At 64.2% G+C, this 19,542-nt stretch carries 21 protein-coding genes; 8 read left to right on the top strand and 13 right to left on the bottom strand.

The annotated features are described in order from the left end of the window. Positions 1–180: 180 nt before the first annotated feature. The 7 genes from ABIB56_RS08500 to ABIB56_RS08470 form a co-directional block, all read right to left on the bottom strand. Positions 181–849 carry a response regulator transcription factor gene (locus tag ABIB56_RS08500; RefSeq protein WP_354568730.1) on the bottom strand — a complete coding sequence of 223 codons (669 nt, stop codon included), beginning with the start codon at positions 847–849 and terminating at the stop codon, positions 181–183. 93 nt (positions 850–942) lie between these two features. Continuing rightward, on the bottom strand, positions 943–2,148 hold the full coding sequence (metX, locus tag ABIB56_RS08495) for a homoserine O-acetyltransferase MetX (RefSeq protein WP_354568728.1): 1,206 nt from the start codon (positions 2,146–2,148) through the stop codon (positions 943–945). Between the two features lie 71 nt (positions 2,149–2,219). After that, the gene (locus ABIB56_RS08490; protein ID WP_354568727.1) at positions 2,220–3,257 is read right to left on the bottom strand and encodes a hypothetical protein; all 1,038 of its coding nucleotides are present in this window, start codon (positions 3,255–3,257) and stop codon (positions 2,220–2,222) included. Next, positions 3,247–3,879, bottom strand: coding sequence for an ATP-binding cassette domain-containing protein (locus ABIB56_RS08485; RefSeq protein ID WP_354568725.1), 633 nt, complete (start codon positions 3,877–3,879; stop codon positions 3,247–3,249). The genes ABIB56_RS08490 and ABIB56_RS08485 overlap by 11 nt, the downstream gene beginning before the upstream one ends. Then, positions 3,870–4,976 carry a peptidoglycan-binding domain-containing protein gene (locus tag ABIB56_RS08480; RefSeq protein ID WP_354568724.1) on the bottom strand — a complete coding sequence of 369 codons (1,107 nt, stop codon included), beginning with the start codon at positions 4,974–4,976 and terminating at the stop codon, positions 3,870–3,872. Before ABIB56_RS08480 ends, ABIB56_RS08485 begins: the two co-directional genes overlap by 10 nt. Then, positions 4,969–5,490 carry a hypothetical protein gene (locus tag ABIB56_RS08475; protein WP_354568723.1) on the bottom strand — a complete coding sequence of 174 codons (522 nt, stop codon included), beginning with the start codon at positions 5,488–5,490 and terminating at the stop codon, positions 4,969–4,971. The genes ABIB56_RS08480 and ABIB56_RS08475 overlap by 8 nt, the downstream gene beginning before the upstream one ends. Positions 5,491–5,547: 57 nt before the next feature. Then, on the bottom strand, positions 5,548–6,876 hold the full coding sequence (locus tag ABIB56_RS08470; protein WP_354568722.1) for a bifunctional o-acetylhomoserine/o-acetylserine sulfhydrylase: 1,329 nt from the start codon (positions 6,874–6,876) through the stop codon (positions 5,548–5,550). Positions 6,877–7,028: 152 nt separating this feature from the next. Between ABIB56_RS08470 and ABIB56_RS08465 the strand changes: the two genes are divergently transcribed. From ABIB56_RS08465 to ABIB56_RS08455, 3 genes are all read left to right on the top strand, one after another. Continuing rightward, the gene (locus ABIB56_RS08465) at positions 7,029–7,601 is read left to right on the top strand and encodes a PadR family transcriptional regulator (protein WP_354568721.1); all 573 of its coding nucleotides are present in this window, start codon (positions 7,029–7,031) and stop codon (positions 7,599–7,601) included. Then, on the top strand, positions 7,601–9,163 hold the full coding sequence (locus ABIB56_RS08460; protein ID WP_354568720.1) for an MFS transporter: 1,563 nt from the start codon (positions 7,601–7,603) through the stop codon (positions 9,161–9,163). The genes ABIB56_RS08465 and ABIB56_RS08460 overlap by 1 nt, the downstream gene beginning before the upstream one ends. Positions 9,164–9,284: 121 nt before the next feature. After that, positions 9,285–10,061 (top strand): SDR family oxidoreductase, encoded by a 777-nt coding sequence (locus ABIB56_RS08455; RefSeq protein ID WP_502917583.1) that lies wholly within the window; start codon positions 9,285–9,287, stop codon positions 10,059–10,061. Here the strand turns inward: ABIB56_RS08455 and ABIB56_RS08450 are convergent. Together ABIB56_RS08450 and ABIB56_RS08445 are read right to left on the bottom strand one after the other, a co-directional pair. Further along, positions 10,045–11,280 (bottom strand): M20 metallopeptidase family protein, encoded by a 1,236-nt coding sequence (locus ABIB56_RS08450; RefSeq protein ID WP_354568718.1) that lies wholly within the window; start codon positions 11,278–11,280, stop codon positions 10,045–10,047. The two genes, ABIB56_RS08455 and ABIB56_RS08450, sit on opposite strands and share 17 nt — an antisense overlap. 10 nt (positions 11,281–11,290) lie before the next feature. Further along, a complete protein-coding gene (locus ABIB56_RS08445; protein ID WP_354568717.1) occupies positions 11,291–12,766 on the bottom strand; it encodes an MFS transporter in 1,476 nt (491 codons plus the stop codon). Positions 12,767–12,955: 189 nt separating this feature from the next. On the opposite strand from ABIB56_RS08445, the gene ABIB56_RS08440 reads away from it, so the two are divergent. The 3 genes from ABIB56_RS08440 to ABIB56_RS08430 are packed head-to-tail and all read left to right on the top strand — an operon-like array spanning position 12,956 to position 14,723. Further along, on the top strand, positions 12,956–13,432 hold the full coding sequence (locus tag ABIB56_RS08440; protein ID WP_354568716.1) for a phosphoribosyltransferase: 477 nt from the start codon (positions 12,956–12,958) through the stop codon (positions 13,430–13,432). A gap of 9 nt (positions 13,433–13,441) precedes the next feature. Continuing rightward, the gene (locus ABIB56_RS08435; protein ID WP_354568715.1) at positions 13,442–14,125 is read left to right on the top strand and encodes a uracil-DNA glycosylase; all 684 of its coding nucleotides are present in this window, start codon (positions 13,442–13,444) and stop codon (positions 14,123–14,125) included. Between the two features lie 19 nt (positions 14,126–14,144). Next, positions 14,145–14,723 (top strand): GNAT family N-acetyltransferase, encoded by a 579-nt coding sequence (locus ABIB56_RS08430; protein WP_354568713.1) that lies wholly within the window; start codon positions 14,145–14,147, stop codon positions 14,721–14,723. Positions 14,724–14,941: 218 nt separating this feature from the next. On the opposite strand, the gene ABIB56_RS08425 is transcribed toward ABIB56_RS08430, so the two are convergent. Next, complete coding sequence (locus tag ABIB56_RS08425) at positions 14,942–15,739, bottom strand: SDR family NAD(P)-dependent oxidoreductase (protein ID WP_354568712.1); 798 nt, start codon at positions 15,737–15,739, stop codon at positions 14,942–14,944. A 31-nt stretch (positions 15,740–15,770) separates the two neighbouring features. On the opposite strand from ABIB56_RS08425, the gene ABIB56_RS08420 reads away from it, so the two are divergent. Further along, a complete protein-coding gene (locus tag ABIB56_RS08420) occupies positions 15,771–16,136 on the top strand; it encodes a hypothetical protein (RefSeq protein ID WP_354568711.1) in 366 nt (121 codons plus the stop codon). On the opposite strand, the gene ABIB56_RS08415 is transcribed toward ABIB56_RS08420, so the two are convergent. Genes ABIB56_RS08415 through ABIB56_RS08405 form a run of 3 tightly spaced genes read right to left on the bottom strand, consistent with a single transcriptional unit; the run spans position 16,137 to position 17,992 of the window. Continuing rightward, the gene (locus tag ABIB56_RS08415; RefSeq protein WP_354568710.1) at positions 16,137–17,363 is read right to left on the bottom strand and encodes an LCP family protein; all 1,227 of its coding nucleotides are present in this window, start codon (positions 17,361–17,363) and stop codon (positions 16,137–16,139) included. A 9-nt stretch (positions 17,364–17,372) separates the two neighbouring features. Further along, on the bottom strand, positions 17,373–17,639 hold the full coding sequence (locus ABIB56_RS08410; protein WP_354568709.1) for an ATP-binding cassette domain-containing protein: 267 nt from the start codon (positions 17,637–17,639) through the stop codon (positions 17,373–17,375). Then, positions 17,636–17,992, bottom strand: a complete 357-nt coding sequence (locus ABIB56_RS08405) for a GntR family transcriptional regulator (protein ID WP_354568708.1) — start codon at positions 17,990–17,992, stop codon at positions 17,636–17,638. The genes ABIB56_RS08410 and ABIB56_RS08405 overlap by 4 nt, the downstream gene beginning before the upstream one ends. Positions 17,993–18,123: 131 nt before the next feature. Here ABIB56_RS08405 and ABIB56_RS08400 point away from each other — a divergent pair, with 131 nt between their 5' ends. After that, positions 18,124–19,542 (top strand): amidase, encoded by a 1,419-nt coding sequence (locus ABIB56_RS08400; protein WP_354568707.1) that lies wholly within the window; start codon positions 18,124–18,126, stop codon positions 19,540–19,542.

Below are 19,542 nucleotides of genomic sequence, written 5' to 3'. Positions count from 1 at the left end.
GATGATCGTCCCTCTCTCGGGCGGCTTTAGGTCTCCCGCCGCATAGCGACTCGTTCGTCTACGGCTTCCCGGATCGCGCGGCGGATCTCGTCCGCAACGACGTGCTGGTCGCTCCCGAGTGGCTGGACGGCCGCTGGACACGTCGGTCGAGCTGTCCGGACGGGATGACGCGGCAACGCCTTACTCCGGCGTCAGCCATCCCTCGCGGATACCGTGACGGCGCAGCAGGATTTTGGTGCCGAGGTCGATCCCGATCTCCCGGTACTTGCGTCGTCCGCGCTTGATGTAGGACTTCACTGTCTCCTCGGTCGTTCCCATGTCGCGGGCGACTTCGCGGATCGAGCGCCCTGAGGCGTAGAGCACGAGTGCGCGGCGCTCCTGTTTGCCGAGGCCGGGATTCTCTGAGGCGGTCGGTTCCGACAGCGCGCGCAGCAACGGGCCATTCTCGTACCGCTTGCCTGCGGCAGCCGCCTGGATCGCTTTGACGAGTTCGTCGGCAGGTTCCGTCTTGGGAACGAAGGCGAGGGCCCCCGCTTTGAAAGCGCCCTGCACGGACGAGGGGTCAGCGTGCCTGCTCATCACGATGGTGCGCGTTCCGGCCGCGTTCAGCGCACGAACCTTCGTATCGATCGCGATGCTGTCGTCAAGGTTGAGATCGAGAACCGCCACATCGACAGGAAACTCGCTGTGGGAGAGAAGCCCGACCCAGGTGGGTTCGCCGATCACCACTTCGATACCGTGGCGGCGGGCAGCGAGGTGCGCAACGAGTCCATCGATGACGAGCCGGTGGTCGTCGACGATCGCTACGCGGATGGCGCTCGGGCGCGCCCGTTTGGTCGTGACAGTCACCGCATCCCCCCGAATGGATCCTTCGACCTAATTGCCGTAACAGACCACTCTGTGCACCAGCATATCCAAGCTGATAGGAACTCGCGTGTACGGTTACGAATTGAGAAGGCGGGCGAGCTGCGGTCCGACGAGATCATCCTCAATGAGAAACCCGTCGTGACCGAACTCCGAATGAATAACGACGACCTCGCCGTCGTCGATATTGTCGTCGAGGCGGCTGGCGATCGCCGCCTGCTGTGCCACAGGAAAGAGCCTGTCGCTATCGATGCCGAGAACCAGGCTCTTCGCCGTGACACTCGCGAGGGCCGCAGCCACTCCGCCACGGTCCCGACCGATGTCATGGGAGTCCATCGCCTGCACGAGTACTACGTAACTGTTGGCATCGAAGCGCCTGGTGAACTTGTTGCCGTGAAAGTCGAGATAGCTCTCTACCGCGAATTTTCCCGATGCTCCGAGCGGGCTGATACTGCTCTGCCAACTGCGTTCGAAGCGGTCGTTCAATTCGCCGGGCGAGCGATAGTTGAGCAGCGCCATGCGCCTCGCCAGTGACAGGCCACGGTACGGCCCTTCGCCATCCGCTGCCTCGTAATAGTCGCCGTCCGCGAACTGTGAGTCCATGCGAATTGCCTCGATCTGCACAGAGTTCAGGGCGATCTGGTCGGCATTGCTGGTTGAGGGTGCGGCGAGAATAGCAACACGCTCCAGGCGATCAGGATGCCCGATGGCCCACTCGAGCGACTGCATGCCACCCATGGAACCGCCAACCACGGCCGCCCACCTGCCGATGCCGATGGCATCGGAGAACGCCGCCTGCGCCGCGACCTGGTCGCGGATCGTCAGGTAGGGAAAGCGTGGACCCCACTCGCGGCCGTCAGGAGCGAAGGAGGCCGGACCCGTAGTTCCCTGGCAACCGCCGAGCATGTTGGGTGCGACGACGAACCAGCGATCGGTGTCGATGTGTTTGCCTGCGCCGATGATTCCGGACCACCAGCCGGCAGTCGGATGCCCAGGCCCCGGTGCGCCGATCAGGTGGCTGTCACCGGTCAGGGCGTGCAACACCAGGATGGCGTTGCTGGCGTCGGCGTTGAGGGTGCCCCAGGTCTCGTAGGCTATGCGCACCGAAGGCAGCGAGCCGCCACGTTCGAGATCCTGTTGGCCGATCGATACGAAGAGGCGATCCCCCGGATTATCACCCTCACGCCAGGCCCCTGTTGCTCGGGGTTTGCCGATGATGGCTCGCGCGTTGGCCTCGGTTACGAAGCTCGACGGGACCGTGTCCTCTGGTGTCTGCCAATCCATCTCTAGGCAAGTATCTCAAGATCGCGAGTGACCCGACGCGATTGTTACACTCTCTCCCGATCAGCGCAGCATTAACGGTCTTTCGCAAGGGTGGTCGGTGTGCGAAAGGGGATGTCGATACACACCAGGACCGACACGACTACCCACAGGGCGCCGGCCGCCACAGCTTCGAGCACCGTCGACAGTGGGCTGACCATCCGCGGCCAGACGATGGCCGTGGTCAGGCTGGCAGTGACGACGAGGCAGCCGGCGATACTCGCCTGTTCGAGCAGCTGGATGATGAGAAGCGATCTGCTCGACGTTCCAGACATGCGGTAGGCGGCCCACTCACCGGTACGGAGGCGTCCCATCGCCCCGGCGGTGATGGCCCCGGCGAATGCGAGGAGAAGAGGAAGGAAGCGGTCAGGTCGAACGAGGTAGGTTTCGATAGGGTCGCGGGGTTCGGAGAACTGATCATCGGCTATCAGAGCGCCGCCGGTCGATTCCAGTTCTGCGACGAGACGGTCGGAGACGGCGGCTGCCCGGGCCAACGGATCGAGGACGACGAAACACCGCGTGGACTCCGTGACATCCGGTGAGAGGCCCACGGCAACGCTCGAAGCGGTGCCGATCACGTCTGGCTGGGTAGTGCCGACCGCCGCGGTCTGTACTGTGCCATCTGGCATCACCAGGTGGAAGGGTGGACCGGTCTTTCGGATGGCGTTCCCGACGACCGCGCCATAGTGGCCGAGTTCGGGTAGCAGCGTCACGCTCACGGCCGTGACGGGAATCAGGGTGCCCAGTTGAGAAAAGTCACTCGTGCCCTGGCTCTCACGTACTCCTGCCCGGAGTACATCCGAATCATGCGTCAGGCCCTCACACGACCTGCGGCTGATCTCGGCTGGCGACTTCTGATCCAGAGCGGAAATGGTGAGTACGTTGCGGCCCTGGTTCGCTTCCTCGTGAAGTTGGGTGAGTAGTTGTCCGGATTCCCAGGCCGAGTAGAGCGGGATCGCAACGCCGATGAGCACGGCGACGACGAGCAGACCATAGAGACGGGAGTGCGTATCGAACACGTTCTTCGTCGCCTCGCGCGCCAGTTGCGGAAACACCCAACGGTCACGGTGCATGAATGTGTTCCGATCGCAACCGGACGACCGCTTCGGCCGCGTCGATGAGGATGGGGTCGTGCGTGGCGACGACGATCGTCGCGTGCGAACTCAACCCGGCGAGCAGTGCGCCAAGCAACTCGGTGTTTGCCCCGTCGAGACCCGCCGAAGGTTCGTCGGCGAAGATAATCGGTTTGGATGAGGCGAGCGCTCGCGCAAAGCTGACCCGCTGCAGTTCTCCTCCAGATAGTTGCCGCACGCGTTGGTCAGCGCGGTCGCCGAGGCCGACATCGACGAGGGCTCGTGTGGCGACTTCGCGCGCGTCATCCGGCGCACGACCCTCGCTGAGCGGGGCGATCATCACATTATCCAGCGCGGTGCGGGTGCCAAGCGCGTTCGAGCCCTGCGGAACCCAGGCGATCAATCCGGAATCCGGGGAGAGCGAGCGTTCGCCGTTTCGGTATGAAATGTCACCCCTGTCGAGTTGCTGGTATCCCGCCATAGCTGCCAGCAATGTCGATTTGCCGCTCCCGGATGGTCCGACGAGAGCGGTGATCACACCGGATTCGAAAGTCGCCGTCATCCCGGTGAACACGACTCTGCTGCCGAACGAGACGCGTGCGTCGCTGATGTCTATTTGCACGACCGAAGTGCCTTCGAGGAGAGCGCCGTCGGATCGCGCACAACGGACTTGCCGACGAGGGATGACGGTACCGATACGGAACCGAGTTCGCCGGTGATGAGCTCGGGGTGCGGAAGGGTCACCGCCCTGAAGCCAGCCCGCGATGCGGTGAAGACACATGTGTGGCCACCCGCGGTCGCGTAGAGCGCACTACTCGGTACAACGGCAACTTTCGAGGGTGCGGCAGCCGAAAGGATAGCGCCCGTATAGGTGATCGTCCCAGTGTCCGCCGTTGTCTGCTTGGCGGTGACGCCACCGGCGGTGACGGCAGCAGTGAGGAAAGCCTGGATGCTTCCCCCCTCGTCGGCGGTGAGCGTGAGGGACGCGAAGTCGACCTGCGCTTTTCCGGAACGAAGGCGAAGTACACCCTTCGGAGCTACCGGGCGCCCGCCCGTGTCGCCGGTACGGACAAACGTGACTGATGTCGATGCACCGCCGCCAAGCACGAGTGCCGCGCCTGCGGCCAGGCTGTCGCCAACGCTCACCTTCACCGTTCCCACCGCCGCTGTTCCGGGGGGCACCCACGCGACGAAGCCGACTTGGAACACCCCATCCACGCCGGCTCCGATGCGTTTTTCCAATGCAGAAACCGCTTTGGCGAGAACTGGCCCGTAAACCGAGCTGACATCGCCCGCTCTCAGCAGCCCAATGTCCCTCAGATATGTGGAGAGCGCCTCGACATCAGCACCTCGAATGCCCGCACCGAGATCGCGGTACAGCGGTGACGGCGCGGCGTATGCGAGGATTGCAACCCCATTCACCGAAGCCAGCTTGGTACCGCTAGCGATGGGGCTGCCCGCTTTCACATCTACGGATGTGACCAATCCCGATGCCGCAGACTTCACCTCTGCGGGGGGAGGGCCCGTCAGCGTCACATCGACCGCCTGAGTTGCGGAGTCGAGACGCGAACCAACCGATACTGTGCGCACTGCGCCAGGCTGCAGGCTAATCGCTTCCTGGCTTTGTGCGGCGGGCACAAGTAGGACGAAGATCGCCACTGGCACGATCCACAGTGCGAGGAGGGGCAGGACGAAGAGGAATCCCGGCCGTCTAACCATGCGGGTAGAGCCTAACGTAGCAGTCCGAAGGATCGATGTGCGCCGCCTCCAACTGGGCGTATTTGGCATCTTCGGTCTTCTTCGGCGTGATTCCTTTTTCTTTCAGGCACACTGCATAGGCCTTCGCCTGGTTGGACGTATCAGCGCGGCTGAGCTGCCAAACCGTTTCCACCCACTCGAACTCTCGGCTAAGACACTTCTCGTACAGATCGCCCGCTTCGGCGGGAACTCCATATTGGAGAACTTCGTTCTTGTCGGGTAGAGCCATGACGGTATATCCGCCTTTGGCCAGGCACGCGGAGAATCGACGAAAGCCTTCGTGATACTCGGCGCTCGTGACCTTGCCGTCCGCCAAGGCGGACCGCTGCGCGGAAGCCATCTTCGTGCCTGCCGGAATCTCCAGACCCCACAGCGGCTGGGAAGACCTCGGTTTATCTGACACCGATGACTGCGAGCAGCCCACGACAAAGAGCAGCGTCAACATTGACGCGGAAATCGCGAGAAACCTTCGCATGCGATGACGCTAGCACTGCCCTCCTAGTGGGGCCCGGTGGTGCCCGGTGGTGCGGAGCTAGGCGCCTTGCGACGTTCTTGTGACCCGCTGCGCGGCGGCGAGACCGGAGCTCAGGTCGGCGAGGATGTCGTCGATGTTCTCGAGGCCGACCGAGAGACGCACCAGACCCGGCGTGACACCGGAGGTGAGCTGCTGCTCGGGAGTGAGCTGCGAGTGCGTGGTCGATGCGGGATGGATGATCAGGCTCCGCACATCACCGATGTTGGCCAGGTGGCTGAACAGCGTCACGTTGTTGACCAGGGCGCGCCCGGCATCCACACCGCCCTTCAACTCGAAGGACAGCACGGCGCCGACACCCTTGGGCGCGTACTCGTTGGCCTTGGCGTACCACGGGCTCGAGGGGAGCCCAGAGTAGTTGACCGAGGCGACATCCTCATGGTTGTCGAGCCATTCGGCCACGGCCTGGGCGTTCTGCACGTGGCGCTCGATGCGCAGGCTCAGCGTCTCGATGCCCTGGATCAGCTGCCAGGCGCTCGCCGGGGCGATGGAGGAGCCGAGGTCGCGCAGCAACTGCACGCGGGCCTTGATGATGTAGGCGATGCCGTCGCCGAGCACCGTGGTGTAGCTCGCGCCGTGGTACGAAGGGTCGGGCTCGGTGAGGCCGGGGAACTTCTCGACGTTCTTCGACCACTCGAACTTGCCGCCATCGACGATCACCCCGCCGATGACTGTTCCGTGGCCGCCGAGGAACTTGGTGGCCGAGTGCACGATGATGTCCGCTCCGTGCTCGAACGGACGGATCAAATACGGGGTGGCGATGGTGTTGTCGACGATCAACGGGACACCGTTTTGGTGCGCGACATCCGAAACGCTCGTGATATCGAGGATGTTGATCTTGGGGTTGCCGATGGTCTCGGCGAAGAAGAGCTTGGTGTTGGGGCGTACCGCGCGTGCCCACTCTGCAGGGTCGTCCTGGTTCTCGACGAAGGTTGTCTCGATGCCGAGCTTCGCCAGCGTGTACTTGAAGAGGTTGTAGGTACCTCCGTAGATCGACGAGGAGGAGACGATGTGGTCGCCGGCCTGGGCGATGTTGAGCACGGCGAAGGTGGAGGCCGACTGGCCGGATGCCACCAGCAGGGCCGCAGTGCCGCCCTCGAGCGCCGCCACGCGCTCCTCGACGACGTTCTGCGTCGGGTTCTGGATGCGGGTGTAGATATTGCCGAATTCGGCCAGTGCGAAGAGATTCTTGGCATGGTCGGCGTCGTTGAACACATAGGAGGTGGTCTGGTAGATCGGGGTGGCGCGGGCATTGGTGACCGGGTCGGGAGAAGCGCCGGAGTGGATCTGCTTGGTTTCGAACTTCCAGGTTGCAGCGGCATCGCTCATGGCGTGGTTCTCCTCGTGAAAATCGGGTGCGGGCGGGGCGTTCGCCCTCGTTCAAACGAGCCTAGGCAGCGGACCTGCGAGAGGCAATGGCGCACTGACATATGGCGTAATGGCAGGTTGACACACAGAACTAGTCATGCAAGAGTAGTCGCGTGTCATCCATTCGTCTCTTCATTCTCGGCTCACTCGACCAGCGGGGCCCCATGCACGGTCATGGTCTGCTGCTGCTCGCCGAAGAAGAGCACATCGACCTGTGGACGGACTTCGCCGCGAGCGCCGTCTACGGGGCGATGAAACGGCTCGCCGCTGAAGGACTCATCGTCGAAGACCGGGTCGAGAGGCAGGGCAACTATCCGGAACGCCAGGTGTACCGCATCAGCGACGCCGGGCGTATCGCACTCCACGATTTGCGCAGGCAAGGCCTCGTCGAAATCGTGATCAAGCCCGACCCTGTCGACCTCGCACTCGCCAGGCTCGACCCTGAGGGGCTCGACGAACTGCCGGTCATCATCGAGGAACGTCTCGCACGACTGCGTACCCATCTCGAGGAGTACACCACTCACCTCGAAGAGGTCGACAAATACCTGTCGGTCGCTGAGGTTTGGTCGATGCGGCATCAACTCTCGCGCTGGCGTGGCGAGGTCGCCTGGCACGAAGAACTTCTCACCGCACTTCCCGACATCATCACCGACGAAAAAGAATTGTCCACGAAAGGACACGACTAATGAGCGATCAGGCACAGGCCAGGGTGGGGCAAGCACCCGCGTGGGTGGCCCCAGAGGGCGTCACCGACAAGCGGGCATGGGGAACACTGGCGGTGTTGCTTATCGGCATGTTTATGTCGCTGCTCGACACCACCATCGTGAACGTCGCACTGCCGACGATTCGCGACAGCATCCATGCCGACGAAGCGACCCTCGCCTGGATCATCTCCGGATACGCACTCGCCTTCGGCCTCGTACTCATTCCTGCCGGCCGCATCGGTGACCGTTTCGGTCACAAGTGGGTCTTCTTCACCGGTCTCGCGATCTTCACCGCAGCGAGTCTTGCGGCAGGTTTCGCCCACGACCCGACCCAGCTGATCGTGGCCAGGGTCGTGCAGGGCCTCGGTGGCGGAATCTTCTTCCCGCCGGTGACGGCATTTATCCAATTGCTCTTCCCGCCGATGAAACGGGGGAAGGCCTTCGGCATCATGGGTGCGGTCCTCGGCGTCTCCTCGGCGGCGGGGCCGGTGGTGGGTGGCCTCATCATCCAGGCATTCGGTGAGAGCAATGGATGGCGCTACATCTTCTTCGTCAACATACCGATCGGTGCCATCGCGCTGGTCGCCGCAGCCATCGTGCTGCCCAGGGTTGTCGCAGGGCAGAAGGCCACGATGGACGTCGTCGGCCTCATTCTGCTCGCGGGCGCCCTGGTCGCGATCCTCGTTCCACTAATCCAGGGACAGGATCAGGGCTGGCCGCTGTGGACCTACCTGTCGCTCGCCGGCGGTGTGGTCCTGCTCGTGCTGTTCGCTCTCTGGGAGCGGTTCCTTGCAGCACGCGGTTCGTCGCCGCTGGTGCCGCCGCACCTGTTCTCGCACCCGGCCTTCACCGGGGGCACCATCCTCGCGCTTGTCTACTTCGCGGCCTTTACGAGCATCTTCTTCACGATCTCACTACTGTGGCAGGCCGGTCTCGGGCATACGGCGCTGGAATCGGGCCTGGTGTCGATCCCCTTCGCCATCAGCAATATCATCAGCGCATCCCTGAGCGACCGCCTCGCGCAGAAACTCGGTCGAACGGTGCTCGTGCTGGGCACGGCCATGGTGACGGTGGGGTTGGTCGGACTGTGGTTGATCCTGCTCAATGTGGCACCGACCGACCTCAACAACTGGATCCTGCTGGCACCACTCGTCGTTGCAGGCTTCGGTAACGGCCTGTTCATCGCACCGAATGCGCGCTTCATCGTCGCCACCGTCGATCGTTCGGAAGCCGGTGCGGCCAGCGGCGTCATCGGCACCATGCAGCGCATCGGCAGCGCGATCGGTATCGCCGTGGTCAGCAGCGTGCTGTTCGGCATCGCCAACCTCAACGGACTGAAGGGCGAGGTCTCCACCAAAGTCGCCGCTGCGATGAAGGACGGGTTGTACAACTCGCCGGAACTGGCGGCCAAGGCGATCTCGAAGGCATCGCTCGCCACTCACTTCGGTGATGCGGCGACGATGGCGCTTCTCGTCAGCGCAATCTTCGCGGTGGTATCCCTCGCGCTCGTCTTCACGCTGCCGAAGCGGGTCAACCTGCACTAGTCAGCTGCGTCGTGAACCGGTCGGGTCTATTCGTGATCGCATTCTGGGCTGCGGGCAGGGTCGTCACGCGTCCACCATAGCCGCGCTACGGTTGATGCAGACTGGACTGAGGGAGTGGAACGTGGGAGCAAGGCGTGTCGTCGTGACCGGGGCGAGTTCGGGAATCGGAGCGGCGACCGTGCGGCTCTTCCGCCAGCGGGGCTGGGATGTGGTGGGCGTCGCTCGCCGCGCCGGCAGGCTCGAGGCGCTCGCCGCCGAGACCGGCGCGGATGTCTTCGCCGCCGACCTCACCGACCAGGCCGAGGTGGATGCCTTGCGCGACTACCTCGCCGATCTGGGGCCGATCCATGCCCTGGTGAACAACGCAGGGGGAGCCTTCGGTCTCGCCTCGGTCGAGGAGAGTTCCGCCGACGACTGGATGCGGATGTACGACATCAACGTCGTCGCCGTGAAGCGGGTGACGAGCGCGCTGCTCCCGTTACTGCGCGCCGCATCGGAGGATGACGGCCACGCCGACATCCTCACTGTCACCTCGATCGCGGGACACGTCGCCTACGAGGGCGGCGGGGGATACAACGCCGCCAAGTTTGCCGAGCACGCTCTCGTCGCCGTACTGCGACTCGAGCTCGCCGGAGAGCCGATCCGCGTGCTCGAACTCGCGCCGGGCATGGTGAAGACCGAAGAGTTCTCCTTGGTCCGTCTGGGCGGCGATCAGGAGCGGGTCGACGCGATCTATGACGGCATCCCGAATCCGCTCTCGGCAGAGGATGTGGCGGAGAGCATCGTGCACACGATCGAGCTGCCCGGGCACGTGAACCTCGACCTGGTCACGATCAAGCCGGTGGCCCAGGCTGCGCCGCACAAACTGGTGCGAGGCGAGCTCAGACCGAAGGCCTAGTCGTCCCCGCGCGGGACGCCTCGTCGAGGCGGGCGAAGGCCAGCGCGGCGAGGTAAGCCGCTGCATCCGGCAGCACGCTGTCGTCGAAGCGTGCGAGGTTGGAGTGGTTGTAGGGTGCGGTGCGCGGGTCGAGCTCGGGCGGGCAGGCACCGACGAAGACGAAGCTGCCCGGCACCGCACGCAGGATCGCCGCGAAGTCCTCCGCGCCGCCAATCGGGGTCGGCATGGTCATGAATCGCTCCGCACCGAACATGCCGGTGGCTACAGCCTCGGCGCGCGCGACGTGTTCCGCGTCGTTGATGACCGGCTCGGTCACCGAAAGGAAGGTCACGTCGGCAGTGAGACCGTGAGCTGCGGCGATCCCCTCGACGAGTTCGCGGCTGAAGCGTTCGACATCCGCGAGGCTCTCGTGGGAGAAGGTGCGCACAGTCGCCCCGAACGACGAGGTGTTCGGGATGACGTTGTTCGTGCCCTCCTGGCCACCGCGAATCCAACCGACGGTGATGATCACCGGATCGAAGGCGCTGAAGCGGCGGGTGACCATCGTCTGCAGGCCGGTGATGATTTCGGCCAGGGCCTGGTTGGGGTCCAGTGCGAGTTGCGGCGCCGAGCCGTGACCGCCCGCGCCACGCACCGTGACATCGAGGGTCGCAGAACCGGCCATGAGTGCGCCTGGCCGGGTCGCGAAGACGCCGAGCGGCATAGACGTCGTCACGTGCAGCGCGTAGGAGCCGACGAGGTCGCCGCTCGCCAGGTCGAGTGCGCCCTCCTCCAGCATCAGGTCGGCGCCGTTGTCGCCCTCCTCGCCGGGCTGGAACAGGAAGAGCACTTCACCCGCCAACTGGTCTCTGTGCGTCTGGAGGAGGTGGATGGCGCCGACGCCGATCGCGGCGTGCAGGTCGTGGCCGCAGGCGTGCATCCGGTTCGGGATCTCCGAGCTGAACTCCTCGCCGGTGTCTTCCTGCAGGGCGAGCGCGTCGAGGTCAGCGCGCAGCACGACAGTCGGTCCTGGCAGATCACCGGTGATACGCAGCACCGCCGATGAGATGGTGTCGGAGAGGTGAGTTTCGAGTCCGAGTTCGCTGATCGAGGCCAGAACTCGCTGAAGCGTATTCGGCAGCTGGAGCCCCAATTCGGGCTGCCGGTGGATGTCGCGGCGAACCCCTCGCAGCACGTCACGGTATTTCGCAGCCTCGCCGGCCAACTCACGCAGATCCATGAGTCCAGTCTCAGGCCTGAGGCTCGGAGGAAGAAACCGGGGCCTCCGTCTCCGGCTCGACCACATCGGCGAAAGCGAGCTTCGGCACGAAGAAGAGCAGTACCGCGGCGGCGAGCGCGCCCGCTCCGCAGATGATCCAGACTGTCAGATATCCGCTGAGGCTCGAGGCGGTGCTCGCAGTGGCAGTGACCACGCCCATGGCCAGCACGATGCCGAAGATGGCCGAGGCAAATGAGCCGCCGATGGTTTTGGTGGTGTTGGTGAGTCCGGTCGCGATACCGGTCTGCTCTTTCGGAGCGGCGGCCGCAGCCGCGGCGGGCAGTGCCCCGACGAGCGCGCCCGATCCGAGCCCGACGATGAACATGTTCATGAAGACCTGCCAGGTCTCGAGGTGGAACGGCAGGAAGAGTAGGAATCCGATCGCAACGAAGAAGGCCGCGATGATCAGGGCCACGCGTGGCGACCTCCATTTGGAGATCAGCGGGAAGAGGAGAGCCCCCGCGATCATCGAGATCAGGTAGACGCCGATCAGTGTCGAGCGGTCGCCGGAGTCGAGTCCGAGGCCGTAACCGTTGCTCCGCGCGGTGCCTGCGTAGGCACTGAGCGGTGCCTGCGCTCCGAGCAGGCTGATGCCGATGAGGCCCGCGGTGAGTTGCACAGGCCACATGTTGGGTTGCCGAAGGACGCGCAGGTCGATGGCCGGATCCTTCTGTTTCAGCTCGTAGATGCCGAAGGGGATGAAGACCAGCAACCCTGCGACGATCAGGATGTAGACCCACCACGCGCCGAGCCCGTTGAGCCGCAGGAAGGTGAGACCGGAGGTGATCAACAGCAGTCCGATGGTGAGGATGCTGAAGCCGACGATGTCGAGGGAACGTCCGCGCATCGGCGTCGACTCCGGTACGCCGAAGAGGATCACGAAGAACGCGAGCGTGACGGCGATGGCCGGGACCGCGAGGGTGAGGGGAACATTCTGGCCGAGCCATCCGAAGACCCGTCCGCCGAGGAGCGCTCCCACGATCGCCCCAGCTTCGAGGGCGACGACGAGGAACCCAGCAGCCCGTCGGGTCTGGGAGGCGCCACGGCCGGTGCGACGTCCACGATCGAAGATGAGCGCGACCTCAAGCGGCAGCCAGACGACGTAGAAACCCTGCAGCGCCCAGGCGATGAGAAAGAGCGCGAAGTTGTCGGCGAAGACGAGACCCCAGCTGGCGAGCGCCGTGAGCACCGTGGAGATGAGCAGGATGCGCTTGTGCCCGAACATGTCGCCGAGCTTGGCCAGCACCGGCACCACCAGCGCCGAGAGAAGCAATTGAGCGGCCTCGAACCAGTTGAAGTCGGCATCCTTGATGTGCAGGTATTTCACCAGGTCGCTGATCAGCGGAACGTAGTAGCCCTGCAGAATCCCGCTGACGATCTCGACGAGGAAGAGATAACCGATGAGGCCGAAGGTGATCGCGCCAGCTTTGCCGCGGAGTGTCGTCATGAACGGATGCTAGTGGCGTTCTTCGGCGGATGCGCGATGCTGCGTTGCTCTCGTGCCGCGTTGCGCGAATTTCGCGTCCCATTCTCTGACGTGGTGGCGTCATGCGCTATCGCGACGGGTCGTTGCCGCGGGATCACCGCGACTCTGCGGCGAGTAACTCCGTGGCGGGTAATTGGCTAGCGTTGGGGCATGGCGGATGAGAAGCAGGAGATTCTGGGCTGGGACGAGTTCGGTGGTGCCGCGCGGGAGTTGGCTGCGTCGGTGCACGGAAGCGGATTCACTCCGGATGTCGTGGTCGCGATCGCCCGTGGCGGCCTGCTGCTCGCCGGTGCCATCGCCTACGCACTCAACGTGAAGAGTTGCGGCGCCCTGAACGTGGAGTTCTACACCGGCGTTGACCAACGACTCGAAGCGCCGGTGATCCTTCCGCCGATGCTCGACGTACCGGCGATCGCTGGCAAACGCGTACTGCTGGTGGATGACGTATCCGACTCCGGACGCACCCTTGCGATGGTGCTCGAACTGCTCACGCGCACCGGCGCCGAGGTGCGCACGGCGTGCCTCTACTCGAAGCCCGCGACCGTGCTCGAACCCGACTACATCTGGCGCAAGACCTCGAAATGGATCGCGTTTCCCTGGTCGTCGCAGCCGCCCGTGACTCTCTAGGCTCAGTGCATGAGCGCGCCCAAACCTCTCACCGAACTGATCGACCCCGGATGGGCGAAGGCCCTCGAACCGGTAGCCGGCCAGATCGCAGCCATGGGTGATTTTCTGCGGGCCGAGGTCGCCGCGGGCCGAGGCTACCTCCCCGCCGGGCAGAACGTGCTGCGCGCCTTCATGCGTCCGCTCGCGGATGTGCGGGTGCTGATCGTCGGCCAGGATCCGTACCCGACGCCCGGGCACCCCATCGGCCTGTCTTTCGCCGTCGAGAAGCACGTGCGGCCGGTGCCGCGCAGCCTGCAGAACATCTACAGGGAGTTGGGCGACGACCTCGGCGTCGTGCCTCCGCCGCACGGTGACCTGAGCGCGTGGTCCGATCAGGGTGTGATGTTGCTCAACAGGGTGCTCACGGTGCGGGCGGGCGCGTCGGGCTCGCATCGCGGCAAGGGCTGGGAGACGGTGACCGAGGCGGCCATCCGTGCGTTGGTTGCCCGTGGTGGTCCTCTGGTCGCCATCCTCTGGGGTAAGGATGCGCAGTCACTTCAGCCGATGCTCGGCACCACGCCGAGCGTGAAGTCGGTACATCCGAGCCCGCTGTCGGCATCCGGTGGGTTCTTCGGGTCGAAGCCGTTCAGCCGATCGAACGCTCTCCTGGTCGAGCAGGGCGGAGAGCCGATCGACTGGTCGATCGCACCGTAGTCGAGCGTAGGCTTGGCGCATGCTCGAGGAGGAATACCAGGCCACTCATCGTCCGCGTGAGGCGCAGCGCAACCTGCCCCCGCTCGAGACGCCCTTCGAGTACTCGATTCGGGATGCCAGGCTGCAGGATATGCCCGACGTGCGAGAGATCTACAACCACTACGTCGCCAACTCCACGGTGACCTTCGACGAGGTCGCCATGAGCCTCAAAGAGTTGCGCTCGAAATTCCAGCACGTGACCAAACTGGGCATGCCGTTCATCGTCGCCGAGAGCGCCAGCGAGCAGATCCTCGGCTACGCCTATGTGTACCCGTGGAAAGAGAAAGCCGCATACCGCTTCACCGTGGAAAACTCGATCTATCTTCGGCCGGCGTCCACTGGCAAGGGGCTCGGCAAGGTGTTGATGGCCGAACTCATCGCCCGCTCGAAGGCGGCGGGCCTCAAGGAGATCATCGCCGTGATCGCCGACAAGGGTGCTGAGGCATCCATCCAGATGCACAAGAGCTTCGGGTTCAAAGAGATCGGCCATATGGGAAAGGTCGGGTTCAAGTTCGACCGCTGGCTCGGCACCGTGCTCATGCAGAAGTCGCTGAAGTAGCGGACCGGCTGCGACTCACAGCTGACTGCTAGGTGTCGACTGCGCGGCGTTTTGTTATCCGCGCGCCAGTTGTAACCTCCGCGCGGATAACAAGAGCCCGCGCGGATGCGGCAGGGACGACCTCAGCCCAGGATGTCGCGCAGGTCCGCTTCGATGTCGGTCACGGTCGAGGGCTCGCCACGCCACAGCATCCACAGGAGCAATACTGGCGCGATGTCTCAGCGCTTCTTGGGCGCCCCGCCGCGTCCGACGATGTCGAGCACCAGCCCGCGCGGCGCGAAACCCACGCCTTTCGCCTGCACCGCGTTCATCCTGCCGCTGATCACGCTGGCCGGCGACCGGCGGCGATCAAGAGCCTTCATGGCTGTGGCGATCACCTGTTCTGCGGTTTCGAATTTGCCGAAAACGGCGTCCTCGTTGTGGGCCACATCGAAGAACTCGGTGGAAGCCGGGCCGGGGCACAGGGCGAGCACCTTCAGCCCTGTGCCTTTCGTCTCGTACCAGAGCGCCTCGGTGAAACTCAGCACGAAGGCTTTGGTCGCTCCGTAGACCGCCATCCGCGGTATCGGCTGGAACGCCGCTGTGCTGGCGACGTTCACCAGTGCACCGTTGCCGGCTTCGATGAGTTGCGGCAGAAAAGCTCGGCTGAGGGCGACCAGCGCGGCGACGTTGAGCTGGATCTCCGCCAGTTCGCGCTCCGGGGCGAGCTCCGCGAAGAATCCGTGGGTTCCGAACCCAGCGTTGTTGACCAGGGTGGAGATACGGATGTCCGCGTCGGTGAGTTTCCTCACCAGCATGGCCACGGCATCCGGCCCGGTGAGATCGAGGGGTATCACCGTGCACACGGTGCCGTAGCTGGTGCGGAGTTCTGTCGCGAGCGCTTCGAGGCGATCCTCGCGGCGTGCGACGAGCACCAGGTCCGCACCGCGTTCGGCGAGTCGATGAGCGAACTCCACGCCGAGTCCGCTGCTCGCTCCGGTCACGAGTGCTGTGGTGCCCATGGGTTCAAAAGTCATAGCTCGAGGCTACCGGCGCTACAGTCGTTGCATGCCTGAAGCACCTCGCGAGCGCCCAGGGAACCACACTCTGTTGCACTCCTTCGCCGGTCACGTGCTGGCACGGCCGAAGGCTGTCTTCGACGCGATCGACGGAAGGCTTCGCCCCTCGGAGGGCTCGGAGAGCCTCTACACCGCTGACTCCTCGGCTTTTTTCATCATCTCGCAGGGTGGCTGGTGGTATCGCGGCGAGTACCGGATCGTGCCCGACGAGAAGGGTTCGAACATCGAGCACTACATCGTCAACGTCGCCCAGAAGGCCCACAGGCTCGGGCCGGTAACCGGTCGCAAGGTACTCAGGCACGCTCCGCTCGCATTCGAGCGCCTACTGAGGCAGCTTCGGGCGGAACTCGAGTAGCTAGTGCGCGCTGGCGCGCTGGCCCTTGGTGCAGGTCTGCTGTGCGGCGGTCTGGCCATGCACGGTGCTCGGCAGCTGCACCGTTGCGTCGCCGGTCGCGTTCGGATTCGGAGTCGCACTCGGGACGGTGACCGGCGGCGGGGCATTCGGATCGCTCTCCGTGCCTTCGCCCGTCGTACCCGTCAGCGCGATCGGCTGGTCGGCCTTGATCGCGGTGAACAGTGTGTCTGCCGCGCTGGTGATCGGCACCACGCCATCCAGCCCGTTCTTCGAGCCGTAGCTGTTCGGATACTGCACGAACACGACCTTGTCGAAGGAGATATCCTTCACGGCCAGCGCCATTGACGCCATCGTGTTGATGTTTTTGAGGCTATTCGACAGAGACATGTTCTTTACCACGGCCTTGGCGAGTTGGTAATCCGTGACCGGGTTGCCGAGTGTCTCCGGCGTCTTGATCTTGCGCACGAGGGCGGAGAGAAAGAGCTGCTGGTTGCTCACCCTCGCGAGGTCACTCCCGCCGTCGAGACCGTATCGCGAGCGAAGGAACTGCACGGCGTCAGTTCCGACGAGAGTGTGCTGCCCGGCTTCCAGGTCGAAATGGATCTGCTGGTCGTGGATAGCCTTGGCGACGCAGACCTCCACGCCCCCGACAGCGTTGGACATGCCGACCACGCCCTGGAACTCTGTCAGCGCCGCGTAAGGAATCGTCATACCGGTGAGATTCGCGACGGTCTTGACGATGCAGGGGAGCCCGCCGTAGGTGAGAGCGGTGTTGATTTTGTTGATCTGGGCCGGGTAGTTGCCACCCTTGCCGTTGGGGCAGGAGGCGATTGGAACGATGAGGTCGCGCGGAAAGCTAATGACAGTCGCCTGTTTGTGATCGGCCGAGACATGCAGCAGCATCGTGACGTCATTGAGGCGCTCGCCGCGCTTGCCGTAGGTGGCCACGTCGCCGCCGCCGCTGTCGCTCGCCGCGACGAGCACGTTGATCTCGCCCTCGGCGGCCGAAAGGGTAGGGGGCTTGCTCGAACCATCGGCGGCGGGGAGGAGGTCGACACCGCCGTTGGCGCTGCTGGCGACATCCCACACGGCCACCGCAGCGATGGATCCGGTGCTGACCACGGCGACTGCGACGATAGCCGCGAGGAGCTTGGCAATCGTCGCCCACGGGCCTGAACGGCGGAGTCGGCCGTGTCGGGCGAGAGGTTTCGGAGCAGTGCTGGGCATCAGGGGATACTAACCGACGTTGGTGAAAGAGTCGTGAAACAGATGTTGTGAAGAACGCCGACGTTCTCTACGGGGGAGGCGCCGAAGACGTTGATGCTGCCGGAGCTCAGGAAGTCCCAGGCCGGCGAGCAACTGCATGAGCGTCGTCTTGCCTGCCCCGTTGCCTCCGAGCAGGCCGTAGATTCTGTTCTCTTCCACGGTGAACGACACATTGTCGACCGCTGCGAGGTTTCCGAACTTCTTGCTGAGGTTCTGTACATCCACGACGTTGGTCATGACCTGTCCTCCCTGGTGATCATGTCCGACAGCTGCGCCTGGGAGATGCCGAGTTTCGCGGCTTCGGTAACGAGCGGTCGTACGAATTCTGTCTGGAACTTGTCGCGACGTTTCGCGACAAGCGTGGCCTGTGCCCCTTCGGCGACGAACATGCCGATCCCTCTCTTCTTGTAGAGGATTCCCTCGTCGACGAGCAGGTTGACACCTTTGCCCGCCGTGGCCGGGTTAATGCGATAGAACGACGCAAACTCGGTGGTCGAGGGAACCTGGGTTTCTTCGGGTAGCGCGCCGCCGATGATGTCGTTCTCGATCTGTTCAGCGATCTGAACGAAGATCGGCCTGCCCTCATCCATGGAAACCTCCGTTCGTTGGCTAGTTACTCAGTTGGTTCATTACTTGTGTAACTAACCAACCAGCATTAGCCGGTCATGTCAAGCCCGATGTGGAAATTCGATCGGTTCCCGGCGCCGCGTAGGCTCGACCCGTGGCTTTCGAACTGCATCACCTGACCGCGCACGAGCAGTGGGATTGGCTGCAACGCGGCAAGATCACCCCGCTCGAACTGACAGATCATTACCTGTCACGCATCGAGCGACTCGATCCGAAACTCGGGGCGTTCGTCACCGTCACGGCGGATGCTGCGCGCGCCCGTGCGACCGATCTCGCGACGATCATGCCGAAGGCCGCCGCTCTCTGGGGACTCCCGATCGGTGATAAAGACCTCACAAATCGCGCGGGAGTGCCGACCGGCTACGGTTCGCGACTCATGACTGGCTTCGTGCCGGAGGAGTCCGACGACCTCGTCACCGTGCTCGATGACGCGGGGGTGGTGAGCCTCGGCAAGACGAACGCACCGGAATTCGGACTGCCGTCCTACACCGAGACGCTCGTCGCCCCGCCGGCCAGGACACCATGGGACACCTCCCTCGGTGCGGGCGGATCCAGCGGGGGAGCTGCGGTCGCTGTTGCCGCAGGCCTGCTGCCGTTCGCGCCAGGATCGGACGGCGGGGGATCGGTGCGCATCCCCGCCGCGGCCTGCGGACTGGTCGGCATCAAGCCATCGCGCGGTCTCGTGCCGAGCGGTTCAGGGGTCGACAAGCTCGCCGGTCTCGTCGTGCCCGGCCCGCTCGCCAGGACAGTGGCGGATGCCGCGATGATGCTCGACGCGATGGTGGCCGGTGGCGATTATCCGTTCACCCTGCGCGCTCCACGATGGGATGGTGGCGCGCTCCTCAACGCGGCCGTGCGCGGCGAAGGCCGCTTCCAGCTGGGAATGATGACCACCTCGCCATGGGATGACGCTTACGACATCGAGATCTCGGAGGAGGCATCCGCCGCCCTGGCGCTCGCCGTATCGGAACTTGATGCGATCGGCCATGGCATCGAAGAGATGGCCCTCGAACCGGATGCCAGCTACGGGCCGAACTTCCGCACGATCTGGCAGGCCAGCGCCGCCGGGATCCCTGCCGAGGGCGAGGATCTGGCCAAACTCGAGCCGCTCACCCGCTGGCTGGTCGAACATGGCCGTGAGATATCGGCGCTCGAACTCATGCGCGCGCTCGCGGCTCTCAGCCTGTTCGAGCGATCCGTCATCCGTCAGTTCAGCCGCTTCGATGCGGTGATGACGCCGTCGCTCGCCATGACCCCGCGTCCGATCGGCTGGTACGACAACACGGATGCCGAACGGAATTTCGAGCAGCAGGTGCAGTACACGCCGTTCACCTCCTTCGCCAACGTGTCGGGGTTGCCTGCAGTCACGCTTCCCGTCTACCAGACCGATGGGGGGCTACCGATGGGAGTGCAGCTGATCGGCCGACCTGGCGGCGAGGCGACGCTGCTCGCCATCGGTGCGCAACTGGAGCGCCGGTTGCAGTGGCAGCGACGGCACCCGCCGCAGTGGTGA

Source organism: Glaciihabitans sp. UYNi722 (assembly GCF_040549465.1).
In the GTDB taxonomy this organism is placed as follows: Bacteria; Actinomycetota; Actinomycetes; order Actinomycetales; family Microbacteriaceae; genus Lacisediminihabitans.
Note: the sequence above shows the minus strand (reverse complement) of the source record. Positions and strands in the feature narration are given on the sequence as shown.